Origin of the sequence: Bogoriella caseilytica, assembly GCF_003752405.1 — a bacterium.
GTDB lineage: Bacteria > Actinomycetota > Actinomycetes > Actinomycetales > Actinomycetaceae > Allobogoriella > Allobogoriella caseilytica.
The window spans coordinates 225,675-243,495 of the sequence record NZ_RKHK01000001.1; the positions used below are offsets into that span (position 1 = coordinate 225,675).

A 17,821-nucleotide genomic window follows, 5' to 3' on the forward strand; every position below is an offset into this window, starting at 1 on the left:
CTGAGGACTCCTACAGTGGCATGTGCTGCGTACCATCGCGAGCCTTTAAGCCCAGGGCTGAGCGGCGCCGGGCCGGTCCGGCGCCCGCCGGGCTACCGTTCTCGGGTGAGCCAACACGAGCATTACTTCTCCGCCGAACCCGCCTCCCGCGGGGAGCTGCGCACGCTGCGTCTGCACCTGCGCGGCCGCGAGGTCGCCGTGCAGGTCGCCGGCGGGGTCTTCTCTCCCGACCGTCTGGATCTGGGGACCCGGGTGCTGCTCGACGCCGTACCCGATCCGGCAACGGAAGGCCTCCTGCTGGATCTCGGCTGCGGTTGGGGGCCGATCACGCTGGCGCTGGCCATGGCTTCCCCGGCGGCACGGGTGCTCGCGGTCGATGTCAATGCACGAGCCCGCGACCTCACCGCCCGCAATGCCGCCGATCTGGGCCTGCAGAACGTCGAGGTCCTCACCCCCGAAGAGGCGGTCGCGGCCGTTGATGCCGCAGGTGGCCTGACCGAGTTGTGGTCGAATCCGCCGATCCGGATCGGGAAGCCCGCACTGCACGAACTGCTGCTGACCTGGCTCCCACGCCTGCATGCCGAGGGTCGGGCGCAGCTGGTGGTGAGCAAGAACCTCGGCGGGGACTCACTCCACCGCTGGATGCAGAAGCAAAGTTGGACCGTGGACCGGATCTCCAGCTCCAAAGGCTTCCGCATCCTGACCGTGCGCCGATAGCCCGTGTGCCGATAACACGTACGCCGGTGGCCCGTGCGCCGGTGGCCCGTGCGCCGGTGGCCCGTGCGCCGGTAGCCGTCGCCGTCCCGGTCCCGAGTGGGAGCCGGGACGGCGAGGCCAGGTGCCTCAGACGAGGCTGACCTTGCGGTTCCAGGAGACGACCGTGCGCCACAGGCACGCCAGCGTCACCAGGAAGAGCGGCGGCAGGAACCCCAAGGGCATCACGTCGGAGTTGCCGGATCCTGCGCGGACCTCCTCGATGACGTTGAAGGTCACCATGCTGAGTTGCCCATCCGCGCCGGCGAAGCCCCAGGGGATGAGCAGGAGCCCGGCGAAGACCACGATCTGGAAGACCACGTACAGGCCGACGTAGACGAGCAGAGGGCCGGCCAGACCCCAGCGGTTCAGCGGCGACTCCGCGCCGACCGAGGCGGCGAAGAACAGCTGGATCGGCGACATCATCAACAGGCCGAGGGCCAGCAGCAACCCGGCGATCAGGAGCCCTGGGGAGGCGGCGCTGGTCACAGCGCTCCACATGTCGCCGAGCATGGTGAAGGGATTGCGTTCTGCGCCGACTGTCGCCGCACCCACCGGCCAGAACGCCAGGCCGAGCACAAAACTGAGCAGAACGCCCACCACGCTGACCACTGCCGTCCACAGCAGTTTGGCGGCATAGATCGTCCCGCCACGCACCGGTATCGAATGGGTGAAGTAGCCGGTCTTGCTGTAGCTGGAGCGCCAGTACAGCACTACCAGCGCAATCTGCAGCACGGGAACCGGGCTGATCACGCCGACGAGGGCGATGAACGTGCCAAAGCCGGTGAGCACCGGCCATCCGGTGGCGGCCAGGAGCGTGCCCGCCCCGGCGAGGAGCGTCGCCGCTGCCATCACCGTACCGAGCAGGGCGCGGGTGCCGCGCCATTCGTGTTTCAGGAGGGTGGCCATCATGAGTAGGTCTCCTTGAAGATCTGGTCCAGGCTCGCCGAGCGCTCGGCGCGCAGGTCGTCGGCGCTGCCGGAGAGGACCACCGAGCCGTACCGCATCATGACGACGGCATCCAGGAGCGGCTCGAGGTCGTGGATCAGGTGAGTGGAGATGAGCAGGAGTGAGTCCTCCCCGAGACTGCGGAGGATTCCCTGCAGGATGACCTCGCGAGCAGCCGGATCCACGCCGGAGATGGGTTCGTCCAGCAGGAAGACCTGGGCCTGTCGGGCCATGGCCAGGGTGACCTGCACCTTCTCGCGCATGCCCTTGGACATATCGCGCAGCCGCATGGACTCCTGGAGCCGGAAGAAGCCGAGGAGGTCGCGGGCTTTCTCGCGGTCGAAGTCGGCGAAGAAGTCTGCGTAGAGCTCCAGGCAGTAGCTCACACGTGCGTGATCGGGCAGGAAGGAGGTATCGGGAAGGAAGGAGACCTTCGCCTTGGATTCCGGGCCTGGCTGGTGACCAGCGATATGCACCTCGCCGCTGTAGTCGCTGACCAGGCCGGCGAGCACCTTCAGCAGCGTGGTCTTGCCACAGCCGTTCTCCCCGAGCAGCCCGACGATCTGGCCGCCGTGCAGCTGCAGGTCGAGGCCGTCCAGGGCCACCGTGGGGCCGTAACTCTTGCGCAGGTCGGCCACCTCCATGAGCGGCCGCCGGTAGTCGGGCGCCATGTCAGCGTCCCTCGCCCTCGGCTGGTCTGTGGGTGTGGTGGTCATGGTGATTCCATCTCTCCTCAATGAGCTGGCGGGCCTGATCGCTGTCCATCCCGAAGCCCTGGGCGCGTGCGATGTAGTCGTCGGCGGCTGATCCCGCCAGCTGGGACCGCAGGGCGTCGATGCGTGCCTGGTCCGAGGTCACGAAGCGTCCCGTAGTGCGTTCAGAGCGACACAGTCCGTCGCGCTCGAGTTCGGCCAGCGCACGCTGGGCGGTGTTGGGGTTCACGCCGAGCTCGGCGGCGAGTTCGCGCACCCCGGCGATCCTGGCGCCGGGTGCCCACGCGCCCACCACGATGCGGCGGGAGAACTCGTGGACGAGCTGCACCCAGATCGCAGCGGAGTTGTCGAACTGCATCCACATCTCCTTGCGTGTCGCTGTATTAAGACCTCAATACAGTAACACGGCCGGGGTGGCACTCATGATGGGGCGGTGGCGGCTCGTCGCGGGGCGCGCGCCAAAGCCCCGAGGCGCCTCAGGGTCGGTGTGGTGCCTCGACGTCCGTGCTCCGCGTGGTCAGCGCAGCGTGACGTCCGCGGTCAGGACAGCGGGACCGGTGAGCAGCACTCGGCGCAGCAGGCCTGGCTTGTCCTCGATGTCGACACGGACCTCACCGCCGGGCACGATCACCCGCCAGGAATCCGGAGCCTCGCTGCCGCCCCAGGCCCGGGCAGCCAGTGCCACGGCGCACGTGCCGGTCCCGCAAGATCGGGTCTCCCCCACACCGCGCTCGAGGACGCGCATGCGCACCACACCGAGGGTGCCGGAGGACGCTCCGGGGTCTGCCTGCTCCCCGAGCGGCAAGGCGAGCTCGAGGTTGGTCCCGGATTCGGGTGCGGGCTGGTAACGCGGCGCTCGGGGGCCGGCCAGCTCCAGGACGGCCTCGTCGAGGGCGGCGTCGTCCGGCAGCGCCACCACGGTGTGCGGGTTGGGCACATCGATGCGCAGGCCGGCGCGGGGGCCGTCGAGGCCGGGGATCTCCACGATCACGTCGAAGCCCTCGGTCAGTGCGCGTTCCCCTCCGGGCAGACTCCACTCCCCCATGTCCACGGTGTAGAGCGGCCCGGCATCGGTGTCGGTGACCGTGACGGCCCGCGGCCCGGAGCGAGTGCCGATCTCCACCGTGGCGCCGTCGGGCAGGTCGATCAGGCCGGTGGTGCGCAGGTAGTGCACGAAGACACGCACGCCGTTGCCGCACATCTCGGCATCGCTGCCATCGGCGTTGCGGTAGTCCATGAACCAGCGTTCGACGCCTTCGTCCGGAACCACGCGGATGAGGCCATCGGCACCGATTCCGGCATGCCGGTCACAGACGGCAGCCACGACGTCGGGGGTGAGCTCGAGTTCATCCTGCGGGTCGGCGACCAGCACGAAGTCGTTCTGCGTGCCGTGACCCGTGGTCACCGTGCGGCCGACGAGGGCTCCGAAGGGACTCATGGCAGCAGGCTACGCGCCGCCGGGAGTGCTCGGGCACTCACGCCTCGTCACGGTCGTCCAGGGCGGCGACGGCGCTGCGGAGCAGCTGCGGGCCAGGGCCTTCGCCGGCAGGGAGCCAGTGGATGCGCGGGTCGCGGCGGAACCACTTGATCTGGCGGCGCGCGAGTTGCCGGGTGGCCAGCGCGATGGCGTGCGTTCCTTCCGCGACGCTGAGGCGCCCGGCGAGAACATCGATGGCCTGGGAGTACCCCACGGCGCCCGAGGCGGTCCGGCCCTCCGCGAGGCCCGAGGCGAGGAGCCCCTCGGTCTCCTGCAGCAGGCCATCGTCCATCATCTGCGTGGCACGGGCGGTGATGCGCCGGTCGAGCTCCTCGCGCGGGACCTGGAGTCCGAGCTGGATGGCGGGGAGGGCGTAGGTATAGGTGGGCAGCGAGGCGGAGAACGGGCGCCCGGTCAGCTGCACGACTTCGAGTGCTCGGATGGTGCGCCGCACGTTGCGTGCGTCGATGCTGGCGGCCGCTTCCGGGTCGGCCGCGCGGAGTTCGGCGTGCAGGGCGGGGCCGCCGACCGTCTCGGCGCGCGCCTCGAGTTCGGCGCGGATGGCGGTATCGGTGCCGGGGAACTCGAGCTGATCGAGCACGGCGCGAAGGTAGAGGCCGGAGCCGCCCGCGAGGACGGGGATACGCCCGCGGGCCCGGATGTGGGCGACGTCTGCCCGGGCCTCGCGCTGATAAGCGGCCACTGACGCCTCATCGCGCACGTCCAGGACGTCGATCTGGTGGTGCGCGATGCCGCGGCGGTCCGCGAGCGGCACTTTGGCGGTGCCGATGTCCATGCCGCGGTAGAGCTGCATGGCGTCGGCGCTGACGATCTCCGCGGCCTCGGGCCCGCCGAGGTGGTCGACAAGATCGAGCGCGAGCTCGGACTTCCCCGAGGCTGTGGGACCGACGACCGCGATGAGTGGTGGTGCCTCCATCGGCTCAGCGGGGTGGGAGCGCGGGCATGCCGAGGGTGACGGGCCCGCCGGCAGGTGGGCCGCTGGGAGCACTGAGGATGGAGCCCGCACCGGGGGCACCGAGGGCGTGGGGATCCAGCAAGCCTTCCTTGACCGCCCAGGCATCGCCCGCCCGAGTGCGTCGCAGTGCGTAGGTTCCGGCGGCGTCGGTCGCGGAGTCTGCCACCAGGTGGCTCGGAGCGCCGTGCGTGATCACGGTCGTGACCATGTCACCGGGGCGGGGGCGATCGTCCTCGGTCAGACCCTCGGGGAGAGCGACGTGCACGAGGCGGTTGTCGGCTGCGCGCCCGGAGATGCGATGGGTGTCGGCGTCCTTGCGGCCCGCGCCGGCGGCCACAAGGACCTCGACGGTGCGCCCCACCTGCTTCTCGTTCTCCTCCAGCGTGATTCGCTGTTGGAGCGCGACGAGTCGCTGGTAGCGCTCACTGACCACGTCGGCGGGCACCTGGGGCAGGTCTGCCGCTGGGGTGCCCGGGCGCGGGGAGTACTGGAAGGTGAAGGCCGAGGAGAACCGCGAGGCCTCCACGACCTCGAGGGTCTGCTGGAAATCTTCCTCGGTCTCGCCGGGAAAGCCCACGATGATGTCGGTGGTGATTGCAGCCTCGGGCATCGCGTCTCGCACACGGTCGAGGATCCCGAGGAACTTCCGGCTCCGGTAGGAGCGGCGCATGGCTCGCAACACTGTGTCGGAACCGGACTGGAGCGGCATATGCAGGGTGGGCATGACGTTGGACGTCTCGGCCATGGCGTCGATGACATCGTCGGTGAAGGCAGCCGGATGCGGAGAGGTGAAGCGCACGCGTTCCAGGCCCTCGATGGACCCACATGAGCGCAAGAGCTTGGCGAAGGCCCCCCGGTCCCCGAAGCCGACCCCGTAAGAGTTCACGTTCTGCCCGAGCAGGGTGACTTCGATGGCCCCCTGGGCCACCACGGCCTCCACTTCGGCGAGAACATCACCGGGGCGACGATCGCGCTCCTTGCCGCGCAAGTGCGGGACGATGCAGAAGGTGCAGGTGTTGTTGCATCCCACCGAGATCGAGACCCACGCTGCGTAGGCGGACTCGCGGCGCGTGGGAAGGGTGGAGGGAAAGACCTTCAGGGATTCCTCGATCTCCACTTCGGCGCGCTGGTTGTGGCGTGCCCGTTCCAGGAGGGCCGGCAGAGCGTCCAGATTGTGCGTCCCGAGGACGACATCGACCCACGGCGCCTTCTCCACAATGCCGGCGCGCATCTGTTGCGCCAGGCACCCGCCGACGGCGATCTGCATGCCGGGCCGCTCCCGCTTCACGGCCGCGAGCTGGCCAAGGTTCCCGAAGAGTCGGTTGGCGGCGTTCTCGCGCACCGAGCAGGTATTGATGATGACCACGTCGGCCCCGGCATCACCGGCGTCCGTGGCGCGCGCTGCGGCGTCGGGAACGTCGGTCACCGGGCGGTAACCGCGCTCGACGAGTTGGCCGGCCAACCGCTCGGAGTCGTGCACGTTCATCTGGCAGCCCAGAGTCCGCACGTGAAAGGTGCGCGGAAGCTCCTGAGAGCCGGCGGGGGCGTCGGGCATCTCGGGAGCGTGGCTGCTGGCAGCGGTGAGGGACATCAGGGCGATTCTACGGACTGCCCGGTGTGCGGCGGGGCTGACCTTGGTCACTCCGCGTGGACTGCGCCATCAGAATCCGCAGCTTCGTCCTGCAGCACGCTCTCGGTGACCCGGAAGCACACGCCCGGTGGGTAGCCCTTGCGACCCAAGGCCGCCGCGATCCGCCGTCTGCGCACCTCGTAGTCCAGGCCAGTGGTCGCTCGAGCCTTCTTGGCCGCCACCTGACGGGCGGCGGCGTCCTCGTCTTCGGGTTCGACCTGCGCGAGAGCCGTCTCAGCGACCTCGTCGTCGATTCCCTTGCGCCGCAACTCCAAGGCCAGGGCGCGCCGCGAGAGCCCGCGTTCGGCATGGCGCGTGCGCACAAGCATGCCAGCGTAGGCGGCGTCGTCGATCAAACCGACCTCGGTGAAGCGGTCCAGGATCCGTACAGCGATGACCTCGGGAACCTCCTTGGCGGCGAGCTTGGCGGCGAGCTGGGCCCGGCTGCGTGGCGCTGCGTTGAGTTGCCGCAGCGCCACCTGCCGAGCCAGTTCCTCCCAATCCGCCTCGGAACGCTCCACCGCTTGCGTCTCAGAGCGACGGTTGGAGCGAGACATCAGAAGTCGACCGCCACCTCGCCAGCAGCCTTCGCCATGGCCTTGCCGTTGGCGCCAGCCTTCCCGTTCGCACTTGTCTTCGCGGCCGGCTCCGCCGCTGCCGGCTCCTCCGGGCTGGTCCGGATACCCAGACGGGTGAGGATCTTGTTCTCGATCTCCACGGCAAGCTCCGGGTTGTCCTTGAGGAACTGGCGCGCTTTCTCCTTGCCCTGCCCGAGCTGGTCGCCTTCGTAGGTGTACCAGGCGCCAGACTTACGCACGATGCTGTTCTCGACACCGAGGTCGATCAGGCCACCCTCGCGGGAGATGCCCTGACCGTAGAGGATGTCGAACTCGGCCTGCTTGAAGGGCGGAGCCATCTTGTTCTTCACCACCTTGACCCGGGTGCGGTTACCCACTGAGTCCGTCCCCTCCTTGAGGGTTTCGATCCGGCGCACATCCAGGCGGACCGAGGCGTAGAACTTCAGGGCCTTACCACCGGAGGTGGTCTCCGGGGAGCCGAAGAAGACACCGACCTTCTCGCGGAGCTGGTTGATGAAGATCGCCGTGGTGCCTGAGGCAGACAGGGCACCGGTGATCTTGCGCAGGGCCTGAGACATCAGGCGGGCCTGCAGGCCGACGTGGGCATCACCCATCTCGCCCTCGATCTCCGCCTTGGGCACCAGGGCCGCGACCGAGTCGATGACTACGATGTCGATCGCGCCGGATCGGATCAGCATGTCCATGATCTCCAGCGCCTGCTCACCGGTATCGGGCTGGGAGACCAGGAGGGCGTCGATGTCCACGCCCAGCTTGCGGGCGTACTCGGGGTCCAGCGCGTGCTCGGCGTCGATGAAAGCTGCCACGCCGCCGGCCTTCTGCGCGTTGGCGACGGCGTGCAGCGCCACCGTCGTCTTACCGGAGGACTCCGGTCCGTAGATCTCCACCACGCGGCCGCGGGGTAGCCCGCCAATGCCGAGAGCGACGTCCAGAGCCACAGCCCCGGTCGGAATGGTCTTCACCTTGGGACGAGCGGAATCGTCTCCCAGGCGCATGACGGAGCCCTTGCCGAACTGGCGGTCAATCTGGGTGAGGGCGGCCTCGAGGGCCTTGTTGCGGTCTGCCACGGGTGCAGGCATGAATCGTCACCTTCTCGGATCTGGGCCGCGGTTCTCCACACGGCCCGGCGGGTACTGGGCTGGTCTCGGTCAGGTCGTGACGTCCTCTCCGGACGACCTGCAGGTGACGCTATGACCGACCACCGACATCCGTTCCTGCCACCAGCTGAGCTGTGAATCGAGCGGCAGGGACGTCGTCACCTGTGGAGGACAGTACGCCGAACGCCTGTTCGATGCACGGTGTGGCGCGCCGCGTGTCGCAGATCCGGCCAAGGCACCCCCGGAGCCTCAGCGGGCGGGGCGATTCCCGGACTTCGCTTCCATCCGGTGGTGCCACCGCGCCTGCTCGCCGAGCTCCAGCTCGTCACACACGGCGTCCCACACCACTTGGGGCGGTTCACCCTCGCTCAGGGCGACCTCGGCGGTGCGGTAGCCCACGCCCGGAAGCACCAGGTCGGTCACGATCGAACGGCCATAGGCAGCGCCCAGTACCTCGTCCACCGCTGCTCTGAACTCCGATTGCCGCACACGCCCACCCTGCCACGCCGGCGCGCACCGTGTGACGACGCGGCGATGTCACAGGCCGATGGCACGATGACGGCGTGAGTATCTCTGCCTTCTCTGCGCCCACCCGGGCGTGGTTCGAGGCTGCCTTCGCAGAGCCCACCCGCGCACAGAGCGGGGCGTGGGAGGCCATCGCCTCGGGCGAGCACGCCCTGGTGGTGGCGCCCACCGGATCGGGAAAGACCCTGGCGGCCTTCCTGTGGGCCATCGACCGCCTCAGTGGCGCGGAGGGCTCCGCCCCGGCTGATCCCGCCGCCTCCGGGCCTGCCACATCGGGCGCCGGCACCACCCGCGTCCTCTACATCTCACCGCTGAAGGCGCTGGCCGCAGACATCGAACGCAACCTCCGCTCGCCGCTGGTGGGGATCGAACGGGCCGCCGCCGGCATGGGCCGTGCCAGCCGTGACATCCGCGTCGGTATGCGCACCGGTGACACCCCGGCGGTGGAGCGCCGGCGCCTCGTCGCGCGTCCGCCGGACATCCTCATCACCACGCCGGAGTCCCTCTTCCTCATGCTCACCTCAGGAGCCCAGGAGGCACTCCGCGGTGTGGAGACGGTCATCGTCGATGAGATCCATGCCGTGGCGGGATCCAAGCGCGGTGCTCACCTGGCACTGAGCCTGGAACGGCTCGACGCGCTCCTGGAGCGGCCGGCCCAACGCATCGGCCTCTCCGCCACGGTCCGTCCCGCTGAGGTGGTCTCTTCCTTCCTGGCGGGAGCCCGCTCGGTCGAGGACGGGGGTCGACCGGTGCGCATCGTCCGCCCGGAGACGCGCAAAGAACTACACATCGACGTCACGGTGCCGGTGGAAGACCTCAGTGACCCCCGGAGCACACCACTGCGCGCCGAACTCGAAGCTCCGCAGCCCCGTGCCGAGGAGGCCGCCGGGCCCAGCACGCCGCTCAACCCCACCGCGCTCGACCTTTCCGGGAACGCCGGCGGCACCCTGCCCGAGCAGCGCGCCCCCTCGCTCTGGCCACATCTGACCGAGCAGCTCGTCGATCTGATCGCCGCACATCGCTCCACCATCGTGTTCACCAATGGCCGCAGGACCGCGGAGCGCCTCGCCGCGTGGATCAACGAGGAGTGGGAGCGCCGGGCCGGCATCGAGGTCCCGGACGGCGGCTCCTCGTGGCCGGCGTCCATGCCCGGACAATCGGGGACAGCGGCTGCCTCCGCGCCCGGTGGCGATCCGGCGGCGCGGGTGCATCACGGCTCGATGAGCCGCGAGGAACGCCTGATCGCCGAATCGGCGCTCAAGGCCGGCCAACTTCGCGCCGTGGTGGCCACCTCCTCCCTCGAACTCGGGATCGACATGGGTGCCGTCGACCTGGTCGTGCAGATCGGCGCGCCGCCCTCAGTGGCTTCGGCGCTGCAGCGCATCGGACGCGCCGGGCACCAGGTCGGTGCCGCCTCCCACGGCGTCGTCCTGCCCACCCATCGAGGGGAACTGCTGGCCGCGGCCGAGACCTCCCGGCTCGCGGCCGACGGCGAGGTCGAAGCCGTGCGAGTGCCGACCACCCCCTTGGACGTGCTGGCCCAGCACATCGTGGCCATGGTGGCCGTGGAGGACCTCACCGTCGACGAACTCGCCGCCCGCATCCGGCGGGCCTGCCCATATCGCGGGCTCGGCGACCGCTCCCTGACCGCCGTACTTGACATGCTCGCCGGCCGCTATCCCAGCGAGGACTTCGCGGAGCTGCGGCCCCGACTGGTGTGGGACCGCGAACAGGACACGCTCTCTGCCCGGCCGGGGGCAGCGCGCCTGGCGGTCACCTCGGGCGGCACGATCCCCGATCGGGGCCTCTACGGAGTCTTTCTCGCCACCGCCGCACCGGCGCAGGATCCCGGCGATCCTGAGGCAGCCCAGGGGGAGGCCTCCGCAGCGCCCACTCCTGCTCGGCGTGGTGGGCGGCGCGTGGGAGAGCTCGATGAGGAAATGGTCTACGAGTCGCGGGTGGGCGACACGATCATCCTGGGGACCTCGAGCTGGCGCATCGAAGAGATCACCCCGGACCGCGTCCTGGTCTCCCCCGCACCCGGCCAGGCCGGCCGTCTGCCCTTCTGGCACGGGGACTCCCCCGGCCGGCCTGCGGAACTCGGCCGGCGCCTGGGGGCCCGCATGCGGGAGTTCTCCGCCGGCGGCCCCGATGACTGGACGTCCGCGGCTGGCCTGGATGAGCGTGCGCGGGCGAACTTGCACGGGTATCTCGCCGAGCAACAAGCCGCCACGGGGCAGCTTCCCGACGATCGCACCATCGTGGTGGAGCGCTTCCGCGACGAACTCGGCGACTGGCGAGTGGTGATCCACTCGCCGCTCGGCCGGCCGGTCCTGGCGCCCTGGGCCATGGTGCTGACCGCTCGCCTTCGGGACCTCACCGGGATGGACGTCCAGGTGATGCCCGCCGACGACGGCATCGTCCTGCGTCTTCCCGACCTCGACGGCGGTGCCAGCGTCACCGGTGGAGACGACGACCTCACGCGAGCAGGCCATGGCACCGCGGGGGGCCAGGGGCCACTGAGCGCGGAGACGCTCCTGCTCGACCCAGGCGAGGTCTCCGAAGAAGTGGTCGCGGCCCTGGCCGGATCGGCCCACTTTGCTGCGCGCTTCCGGCAAGCCGCAGCACGATCGCTGCTCTTGCCGCGACGGCGCCCGGACCGGCGGCAGCCCTTGTGGCAGCAGCGCCATCGCTCGGCACAACTGCTCTCCGTGGCAGCGGCCCACCCGGACTTCCCGGTGGTCCACGAGGCCGTGCGGGAATGCCTGCAAGACGACTTCGACGTCCCGGCGCTCACGGAACTGATGGCCGCGATCTCCCGGCGCGAGATCCGGCTGATCGATGTGACCACGACGGCGCCGTCTCCCTTCGCCCGCTCGCTCTTGCTCGGCTACACCGGTCAGTTCATCTACGACGGGGACACGCCGCTGGCCGAACGGCGGGCTGCCGCGCTCAGCCTCGATTCGACTCTCCTGGCCGAGCTGCTTGGCGGCGCCGCTGGTGACCTGGCCGACCTGCTGGATCCCGAGGCCGTGACGGAGGTGGCGGCGGCAGTGGGGCTGCGCTCCGAACAGTCCCTGGCCAAGGACGCCGAAGCCCTCTTCGACCTCATCCGGCGCCTGGGGCCCATCACCATGACCGATCTGGCCGTGCGCTGCGCCGAGCCGGATCAGCTACGGCGCTGGCTGACGGAGCTCCACGGCTCGCGGCGCATCATCGAGATACGGGTGGCCGGAGAGGATCGCTGGGCGGCCCTCGAAGACTCTGCGCGCCTGCGTGATGCGGTCGGCGTCGCACTACCACCGGGACTGCCTGAGGCCGTGCTGGCCGGAGTGGCCGATCCTCTCGGCGATCTGATTCGCCGCTTCGCCCGTACGAACGGACCCTTCCGGCCCAGCGACGTGGCGGCCTGGCTGGGCCTGCCGCCGGCAACCGTCATGGCTCCGCTGGAGGACCTGGTCCGGCACGGAACGCTCACCTCCGGCCGGCTCGACCCCCGGCGTGCCTCTGAGCCTGCCGGCAGCCCAGGCCAGGTCACCGGCCGCATCCTGGACTACTGCGACACGGCGGTGCTGCGCCGGATCCGCCGTCGCTCGCTCACTGCCCTGCGGGCCGAGGTGGAGCCGGTTGAGGCCCGCGCCCTGGGCGTCTTCCTCCCACGGTGGCAGCAGGTCGCGCCCGTGGGGACATCGCCGAACCTCCGGGGGGCTGACGGCGTGGCGGCGGTGATCGACCAGCTCGCCGGGAGCGTAGCTCCGGCCTCCGCCTGGGAATCGCTGATCCTGCCGGCTCGCGTGCGGAACTACGAGCCCGGCCTGCTGGACGAGCTGAGCGCCACCGGAGAGGTGGTCTGGGCCGGCGCGGGAACCTTGCCGGGCAGCGATGGCCTGATCGCTCTGCTGCCGGCGGGTGCCGAGGAGCTGCTCGGCCCGGCCGGTGAGGTTCCCGACGGTCAGTTGCACCGTGACCTGATCGCGCGGCTCTCCGGCGGCGGAGGGCACTTCTACCGCGATCTCATCGCTGAAGGCGCTGTGGGGAACGCCCGGGCTGAGGAGGTCGCCGAGGCGCTGTGGGATCTGGTCTGGGCCGGGCTGGTCACCAACGACACCCTCGCCCCCTTGCGCACTCGCCTCGCGGGATCCTCCCGCCGCGCCGGGTCGCGCGCCGCGCCCCGCGCCCGGGCGATGCGCCGCGGACGCATGCGACCGGCCGGCGCGACCGCTCCCCCGGCGGCGGGCGGCCGATGGTCGATCATCCACCGCCCCGCCGTCCCAGCCGATCACGCACGGCCGGGCGTGGCGGAGGAACAGCTCCGCACCGAACACGCCACCGCGCTGACTGGTGCCCTCCTGGACCGTCACGGGCTGGTGGTGCGCGGCGCGTCGGGGATCGAGCGTCTCGGCTTCGGCACGGCCTACCAGGTGCTGCGCACCATGGAGGAGTCCGGCCAGGTGCGCCGGGGTTACCTGGTAGAGGGCCTCGGTGCGGCGCAGTTCGCACTTCCGGAGGTGGTGGACCGTCTCCGTGCTGATGCCGCCGCCTCCCTCGCTCGCCGCGAGAGCGGCGCCGAGCCGCAGATCCACCTCCTTGCTGCGACCGACCCGGGCAATCCCTACGGCGCGGCCCTACCCTGGCCGGCCGCAGCTGCTGGGGAGGGGCACCGGCCCGGCCGCAAGTCTGGCGCCGTCGTGATTTTGGCCGAAGGCGATCTGGTGGCCTTCCTGGAACGAGGCGGCCGCTCACTCCTCACCTTCACCACCGAGGAGACCTCGCTCGTGGCGGCTGCGCGTACCCTGGCCGGGGCGGCTGGCCGGCTCGGTGGGCTCACCATCCGCCGCATCGATGGCACACCCGCGCTGGAGGACCGTTCGGTCATGGGCCAGTCCCTGCGAGCAGCGGGATTCACCCCCGCGCCGCAAGGGCTACGCATCCGGCCGTGACCGCAGAACCCCGCAATAGCGTCGAGACGTCCACTCCGTGGCACGGGCATCCATCGAGTGAGATGTGCCGGGCGGGCTCGCCCGGCCGAGCCGCTCGCTGTCACTATGGCGTCATGAGCACACCGACTGGCCAGGCAGGCCGAATCCCCGCCACGCACGCCGGCTCCCTGCCGCGCACTCCTGAACTCCTCGCTGCCAACGCCGCGCGCGAGTTCGCCGAAGACGGTTTCACCCTCCAGCGCACTCCCGAGTTCGAGCGTCTGCTCAGCGCAGCCGTGCGAGACGTGGTCGCCCGGCAGAAGGCGCATGGGATCACGATTCCCGGTGATGGCGAGTACGGGCATGCCATGAGCTCGGCCGTGGACTACGGCGCATGGTGGTCCTATATCTTCCAGCGCGTGACCGGCCTGGAGATTACCGGCGAAGACCTCTTCACCCAGCCGAACCTGGAATCCTCACCGGGCAACATTCGCCTCACCAGCTTCCCCAACCGGCGTGACTGGGTGCGCTTCCGGGAGGTCTATCAGGATCCGGAATCGGGAATCAGCACAGGCAAGACCGCCACACCTTTCCCCGCCACCACGGGCGAGCTGCGGTACACCGGCCACGAGGCCACCCGCATCGACGTCGAGAACTTGCGCGCCGCTCTTGACGCCGAGGGCCTAGAGACCGGGTTTATCACCTCCCTCTCCCCCGGCACTGCCGCGCGGGTCTCGGATCGGCACTATGGCAACGATGCCGCCCACCTTCGGGCCTGGGCTGAGGTGCTGCGCGAGGAGTACCGGCTCATCGTCGACGCCGGCCTGATCGTGCAGATCGACGACCCATCCATCGCCGAGAACTGGGATCAGATCACACCGGAGCCCTCCATCGAGGACTACCGGGCCTTCACCCAGGCCCGGATCGACGCCCTGAACTACGCGCTCGAAGGCCTCCCGGAGGAACAGATCCGCTTCCACCTGTGCTGGGGTTCGTGGCACGGCCCGCACACCACCGACATCGAGTTCACGCACATCGTGGATCTGATGCTGCAGATCAACGCGAAATACTACTCCTTCGAGGCCGCCAACACCCGCCATGAACACGAGTACACCGTGTGGGACGACGTCGCCCTGCCGGCCGGCAAGGTCATCGTTCCCGGGGTGGTCTCCCACGCCACCAACGTGGTCGAGCACCCCGAACTGGTCGCCCAGCGCATCGAGCGCTTCGCGGAGCGGGTGGGCAAGGAGAACGTCATTGCCTCGACCGACTGCGGTCTCGGCGGGCGGATCCACCCACAGATCGCCGCGGCCAAGCTCGACACACTGGGCGAGGGCGCGCGCCTGGCCAGCACACGGCTCTTCGGCTGAACGCCAGGGCCGGGGCGCCACGTGCGCCCCGGCCCGGCCTGCGTCAGCGCCGCAGATGCGCCGGAACGGCTACGGGGTGACCCTGAAGGGGAAAGGAGCGTGATCGAGATGCCCAAGACCCGCAAGGACGGCGGCGCCAAGAAGTCCGAGATCCCCGACACCCTGCGCCGCTCCAGTGAGAAGGCGCAGCGCACCTTCACCAAGGCCTACGACTCCGCCATCGAGGAGTACGACGGCGATGAGGAACGAGCCCATCGCGTGGCCTGGTCTGCGGTGAAGGAGAACTACCGCAAGGACGACGAGCAGGACCGCTGGGTGGCCAAGTAAGCCCACGAGCGATCGCCGGGTGCCTCGAGGCGCCGATACGATCCGGGCATGGCTACCCCACACATCTCCGCTGCCGCCGGGCAGATCGCTCCCGCCGTCCTGATGCCAGGCGATCCGCGCCGTGCTGACCGCATCGCTGCGCTGCTCATGCCCGAGGCCAGCGTGGTCTCCGAGGTGCGCGGCAATCGCGTCCACACCGGCACGGTCAACGGTCAGCCGCTGAGCGTGATGGCCTCCGGCATGGGGATGCCGTCGCTGGCGATCTATGCCACCGAGCTGTTCGATGTCTACGACGTCCAGCGGATCATCCGGGTCGGCACGGCCGGCGGCCTCTCCCCCGACGTCGCGGTCGGCGACGTGCTGATCGCGCTCGGCGCGCACACCGATTCGGCCATGATCGACCGTCTCATACCCGGCATCCACTTCTCCGCCGTGGCCTCCTACGAGCTCATCGCCGCAGCAGTGACTGCCAGCCACGACCTGCCGCCACTCCCGGACGGCCGCGGTGGGAGCGTGCACGTGGCGCCGGTGGTTTCCCGGGACGGCTTCTACGGCAACCCGCCGGCGGAGATCGAGGCGCTGGCTGCGCACGGCACGCTCGGGGTGGAGATGGAGGCCGCCGCGCTCTACGGCATTGCGGCCTCGCGCCGCCGGCAGGCGCTCGCGGTGTGCACCGTCTCGGACCATCTGCTCGACGGATCGGCCGACCTGAGCCCGGAGCAGCGCGAGAAGGACTTCGAGCGCGCGCTCACCTTGGCCCTGGCGGCGGCGCACGCCTGAACGCGAGACCGGGAACGCGCCACTGCCCCCACGTGGGCCGACCGCGCCACCGACTGCTCGCGCCACCGGCTGCTCTCAGGCCCTGTAGGCGCCCTGCCAGACGGTGTCGAAGGGCGTCCTGGCGGAGACCCGGGCCTCGATGCCGCGCGTGACCATCTCCTTGGCCACGGCCACAGCCTCGCGCACCTCGGCGCCCTTGGCCAGCTCGGCGGTGATCGCCGCCGCCAGCGTGCAGCCGGCGCCGGAGACGCGTTCCTCGCCGATCTTGGGCACGGAGAAGACGTGCGCCTCCTCTCCGTCCCAAAGCACGTCGACGGCGTCCGGTCCGGGTAGTTCGGTTCCGCCTTTGGCCAGCACGTAGCGCGGGCCGAGCTCGGCGATGCGCCGGGCCGCCTCGGTGAGGTCCTCGACGCTCTCGATGCTCTCCATGCCGGACAGGGACTTGGACTCGAACATGTTCGGGGTGACCACGGTGGCGTGCGGCAGCACCTTGGCCCGCAGTGCGTTGTCGGTGTCGAGTGCGGCGCCAGGCTCCTGACCTTTGCAGATCAGGACCGGGTCGAGCACCACGTGGCGGAAACTGTGGCTCTGCAGCGCACCGGAGACGACGTCGATGGTGGCCGGCGTACCGAGCATGCCGATCTTGACCACGTCCAGGTCGTGCGCGGACGTCGCAGCCTCGATCTGGTCGGTGATCACTTGTGGTTCGACGGGCACGAAGCGGTGATTCCAGCCTTGCTTCGGGTCGAAGGACACGATGCAGGTGAGGGTGCCCAGGCCGTAGACGCCGAGCTGCTGGAAGGTCTTCAGATCGACCTGGATGCCGGCACCGCCCGTGGCCTCGGATCCGGCGATGACGTAGGCGAGCTTGACCATGGATCTCCTTCACGGGGTGCAGTGGACTTCGCCCCGAGCTTACGCAGGGTGACCAGGGAGTGACCGCCGGGTGACGACCGGCCAGGTGTGCACAGTGGCGAGGCTCACCGCCGAGAACGGCGGCCGTGGTGGCCGGTCCCTGCGGCGATGATCTACAGTTGTCCCTGCCCGATCAGCACGGGGCTATGGCGCAGTTGGTAGCGCGCTTCCATGGCATGGAAGAGGTCGAGGGTTCGAATCCCTCTAGCTCCACAATGGTGATGTCGCAGGACATCGACAAGGCCCGAGCCGTTCATCGGTTCGGGCCTTCCTCATGCTTGGCGCGCCCGGCGCGCATGGGTACGCGCCTTCATCCGGTTCCCACAGGTGGCCATGGAGCACCACTTCGCCGTACCGGGCCGGCTGCGGTCGATCAGGAACAGATTGCACTCGGAGTTGGCGCAGGCGCGCAGACGCCCGGGCATCGACTCCTCCACCCGTGACCAGGCCAGCACCGACCGCGCGGCAAGCCGCTCCTCCGCCGGCACATCGAGGTGCCATCGCACACCGTCCCGCCTGACCTCCGGGCGGAGCACCGCACTCCTGAGCGCCTCGGCGAGGCCATCAAGAGCTTCGGAGTCGCCCCGGATCGCGCGCTGAAGCGCGTCGCGCGCACGGCGCAGCGCGCGGAGCTCGCTCTCCGTGCCGAGACCACCGAAACCCTCGAGCCCGACACCACCGTCCACAGCACCGAGGAGTTCCGCGCGCACGCCGTCGGCTACTGGCGCGCTGTTGAGCACCGCCAGTAGCAGGTCCTCGTCCTCCCCCACAGCCACCTCCAGCATCGTCCGACCC

General features: G+C 69.8%; 15 protein-coding genes, 1 tRNA gene and 1 pseudogene. 6 read left to right on the forward strand and 11 right to left on the reverse strand.

Features of this window, described 5'->3' with window-relative positions; all coding sequences use genetic code 11:
* Positions 1-105: 105 nt before the first annotated feature.
* Complete coding sequence (locus tag EDD31_RS01000; RefSeq protein ID WP_245990716.1) at positions 106-717, forward strand: class I SAM-dependent methyltransferase; 612 nt, start codon at positions 106-108, stop codon at positions 715-717.
* 126 nt (positions 718-843) lie between these two features.
* Here EDD31_RS01000 and EDD31_RS01005 read toward each other — a convergent pair whose 3' ends face one another.
* The 9 genes from EDD31_RS01005 to EDD31_RS01045 form a co-directional block, all read right to left on the reverse strand.
* Positions 844-1,662 carry a hypothetical protein gene (locus EDD31_RS01005; RefSeq protein ID WP_170163140.1) on the reverse strand — a complete coding sequence of 273 codons (819 nt, stop codon included), beginning with the start codon at positions 1,660-1,662 and terminating at the stop codon, positions 844-846.
* Entirely contained in the window at positions 1,662-2,372 is a 711-nt protein-coding gene (locus EDD31_RS01010) for an ABC transporter ATP-binding protein (protein WP_211336139.1), read from the reverse strand. Before EDD31_RS01010 ends, EDD31_RS01005 begins: the two co-directional genes overlap by 1 nt.
* A 1-nt stretch (position 2,373) precedes the next feature.
* Positions 2,374-2,772: a GntR family transcriptional regulator gene (locus tag EDD31_RS01015; RefSeq protein WP_123302521.1), complete on the reverse strand. Its 399-nt coding sequence runs from the start codon at positions 2,770-2,772 to the stop codon at positions 2,374-2,376.
* A 159-nt stretch (positions 2,773-2,931) separates the two neighbouring features.
* Positions 2,932-3,852 (reverse strand): diaminopimelate epimerase, encoded by a 921-nt coding sequence (gene dapF / locus EDD31_RS01020; protein WP_123302522.1) that lies wholly within the window; start codon positions 3,850-3,852, stop codon positions 2,932-2,934.
* 37 nt (positions 3,853-3,889) lie between these two features.
* Positions 3,890-4,828, reverse strand: coding sequence for a tRNA (adenosine(37)-N6)-dimethylallyltransferase MiaA (gene miaA, locus EDD31_RS01025; protein WP_123302523.1), 939 nt, complete (start codon positions 4,826-4,828; stop codon positions 3,890-3,892).
* 4 nt (positions 4,829-4,832) lie between these two features.
* Positions 4,833-6,422, reverse strand: coding sequence for a tRNA (N6-isopentenyl adenosine(37)-C2)-methylthiotransferase MiaB (gene miaB / locus EDD31_RS01030; protein WP_245991260.1), 1,590 nt, complete (start codon positions 6,420-6,422; stop codon positions 4,833-4,835).
* 83 nt (positions 6,423-6,505) lie between these two features.
* Entirely contained in the window at positions 6,506-7,054 is a 549-nt protein-coding gene (locus EDD31_RS01035; protein ID WP_123302525.1) for a regulatory protein RecX, read from the reverse strand.
* On the reverse strand, positions 7,054-8,172 hold the full coding sequence (gene recA, locus EDD31_RS01040; protein WP_123302526.1) for a recombinase RecA: 1,119 nt from the start codon (positions 8,170-8,172) through the stop codon (positions 7,054-7,056). Before recA ends, EDD31_RS01035 begins: the two co-directional genes overlap by 1 nt.
* A 267-nt stretch (positions 8,173-8,439) precedes the next feature.
* Positions 8,440-8,679, reverse strand: coding sequence for a DUF3046 domain-containing protein (locus EDD31_RS01045; RefSeq protein ID WP_123302527.1), 240 nt, complete (start codon positions 8,677-8,679; stop codon positions 8,440-8,442).
* A 74-nt stretch (positions 8,680-8,753) separates the two neighbouring features.
* Between EDD31_RS01045 and EDD31_RS01050 the strand changes: the two genes are divergently transcribed.
* The 4 genes and pseudogenes from EDD31_RS01050 (at position 8,754) to EDD31_RS01065 (ending at position 16,111) form a co-directional block, all read left to right on the forward strand.
* Complete coding sequence (locus tag EDD31_RS01050; RefSeq protein ID WP_123302528.1) at positions 8,754-13,655, forward strand: Lhr family ATP-dependent helicase; 4,902 nt, start codon at positions 8,754-8,756, stop codon at positions 13,653-13,655.
* A gap of 113 nt (positions 13,656-13,768) precedes the next feature.
* Complete coding sequence (locus tag EDD31_RS01055) at positions 13,769-15,004, forward strand: cobalamin-independent methionine synthase II family protein (protein ID WP_123302529.1); 1,236 nt, start codon at positions 13,769-13,771, stop codon at positions 15,002-15,004.
* A 108-nt stretch (positions 15,005-15,112) separates the two neighbouring features.
* Positions 15,113-15,328: pseudogene (locus EDD31_RS01060) on the forward strand (ChaB family protein); the annotation flags it as partial.
* Positions 15,329-15,379: 51 nt separating this feature from the next.
* A complete protein-coding gene (locus EDD31_RS01065; RefSeq protein ID WP_123302530.1) occupies positions 15,380-16,111 on the forward strand; it encodes a purine-nucleoside phosphorylase in 732 nt (243 codons plus the stop codon).
* A 75-nt stretch (positions 16,112-16,186) separates the two neighbouring features.
* Here EDD31_RS01065 and thiD read toward each other — a convergent pair whose 3' ends face one another.
* On the reverse strand, positions 16,187-16,987 hold the full coding sequence (thiD, locus tag EDD31_RS01070) for a bifunctional hydroxymethylpyrimidine kinase/phosphomethylpyrimidine kinase (RefSeq protein ID WP_123302531.1): 801 nt from the start codon (positions 16,985-16,987) through the stop codon (positions 16,187-16,189).
* A gap of 179 nt (positions 16,988-17,166) precedes the next feature.
* On the opposite strand from thiD, the gene EDD31_RS01075 reads away from it, so the two are divergent.
* Positions 17,167-17,239: transfer RNA gene (locus tag EDD31_RS01075), tRNA-Ala, on the forward strand.
* A gap of 59 nt (positions 17,240-17,298) precedes the next feature.
* Here the strand turns inward: EDD31_RS01075 and EDD31_RS01080 are convergent.
* Positions 17,299-17,811 carry a CGNR zinc finger domain-containing protein gene (locus tag EDD31_RS01080; RefSeq protein WP_123302532.1) on the reverse strand — a complete coding sequence of 171 codons (513 nt, stop codon included), beginning with the start codon at positions 17,809-17,811 and terminating at the stop codon, positions 17,299-17,301.
* Positions 17,812-17,821: the final 10 nt, after the last annotated feature.

Excerpts from the sequence above, each read along its gene's own strand:
- EDD31_RS01005 (WP_170163140.1), bottom strand. The coding sequence starts at position 1,662 with ATGGCCACCCTCCTGAAACACGAATGGCGCGGCACCCGCGCCCTGCTC.
- EDD31_RS01010 (WP_211336139.1), bottom strand. The coding sequence starts at position 2,372 with ATGGCGCCCGACTACCGGCGGCCGCTCATGGAGGTGGCCGACCTGCGC.
- EDD31_RS01015 (WP_123302521.1), bottom strand. The coding sequence starts at position 2,772 with ATGCAGTTCGACAACTCCGCTGCGATCTGGGTGCAGCTCGTCCACGAG.
- dapF (WP_123302522.1), bottom strand. The coding sequence starts at position 3,852 with ATGAGTCCCTTCGGAGCCCTCGTCGGCCGCACGGTGACCACGGGTCAC.
- miaA (WP_123302523.1), bottom strand. The coding sequence starts at position 4,828 with ATGGAGGCACCACCACTCATCGCGGTCGTCGGTCCCACAGCCTCGGGG.
- miaB (WP_245991260.1), bottom strand. The coding sequence starts at position 6,422 with ATGCCCGACGCCCCCGCCGGCTCTCAGGAGCTTCCGCGCACCTTTCAC.
- EDD31_RS01035 (WP_123302525.1), bottom strand. The coding sequence starts at position 7,054 with ATGTCTCGCTCCAACCGTCGCTCTGAGACGCAAGCGGTGGAGCGTTCC.
- recA (WP_123302526.1), bottom strand. The coding sequence starts at position 8,172 with ATGCCTGCACCCGTGGCAGACCGCAACAAGGCCCTCGAGGCCGCCCTC.
- EDD31_RS01055 (WP_123302529.1), top strand. The coding sequence starts at position 13,769 with ATGAGCACACCGACTGGCCAGGCAGGCCGAATCCCCGCCACGCACGCC.
- EDD31_RS01065 (WP_123302530.1), top strand. The coding sequence starts at position 15,380 with ATGGCTACCCCACACATCTCCGCTGCCGCCGGGCAGATCGCTCCCGCC.
- thiD (WP_123302531.1), bottom strand. The coding sequence starts at position 16,987 with ATGGTCAAGCTCGCCTACGTCATCGCCGGATCCGAGGCCACGGGCGGT.
- EDD31_RS01080 (WP_123302532.1), bottom strand. The coding sequence starts at position 17,811 with ATGCTGGAGGTGGCTGTGGGGGAGGACGAGGACCTGCTACTGGCGGTG.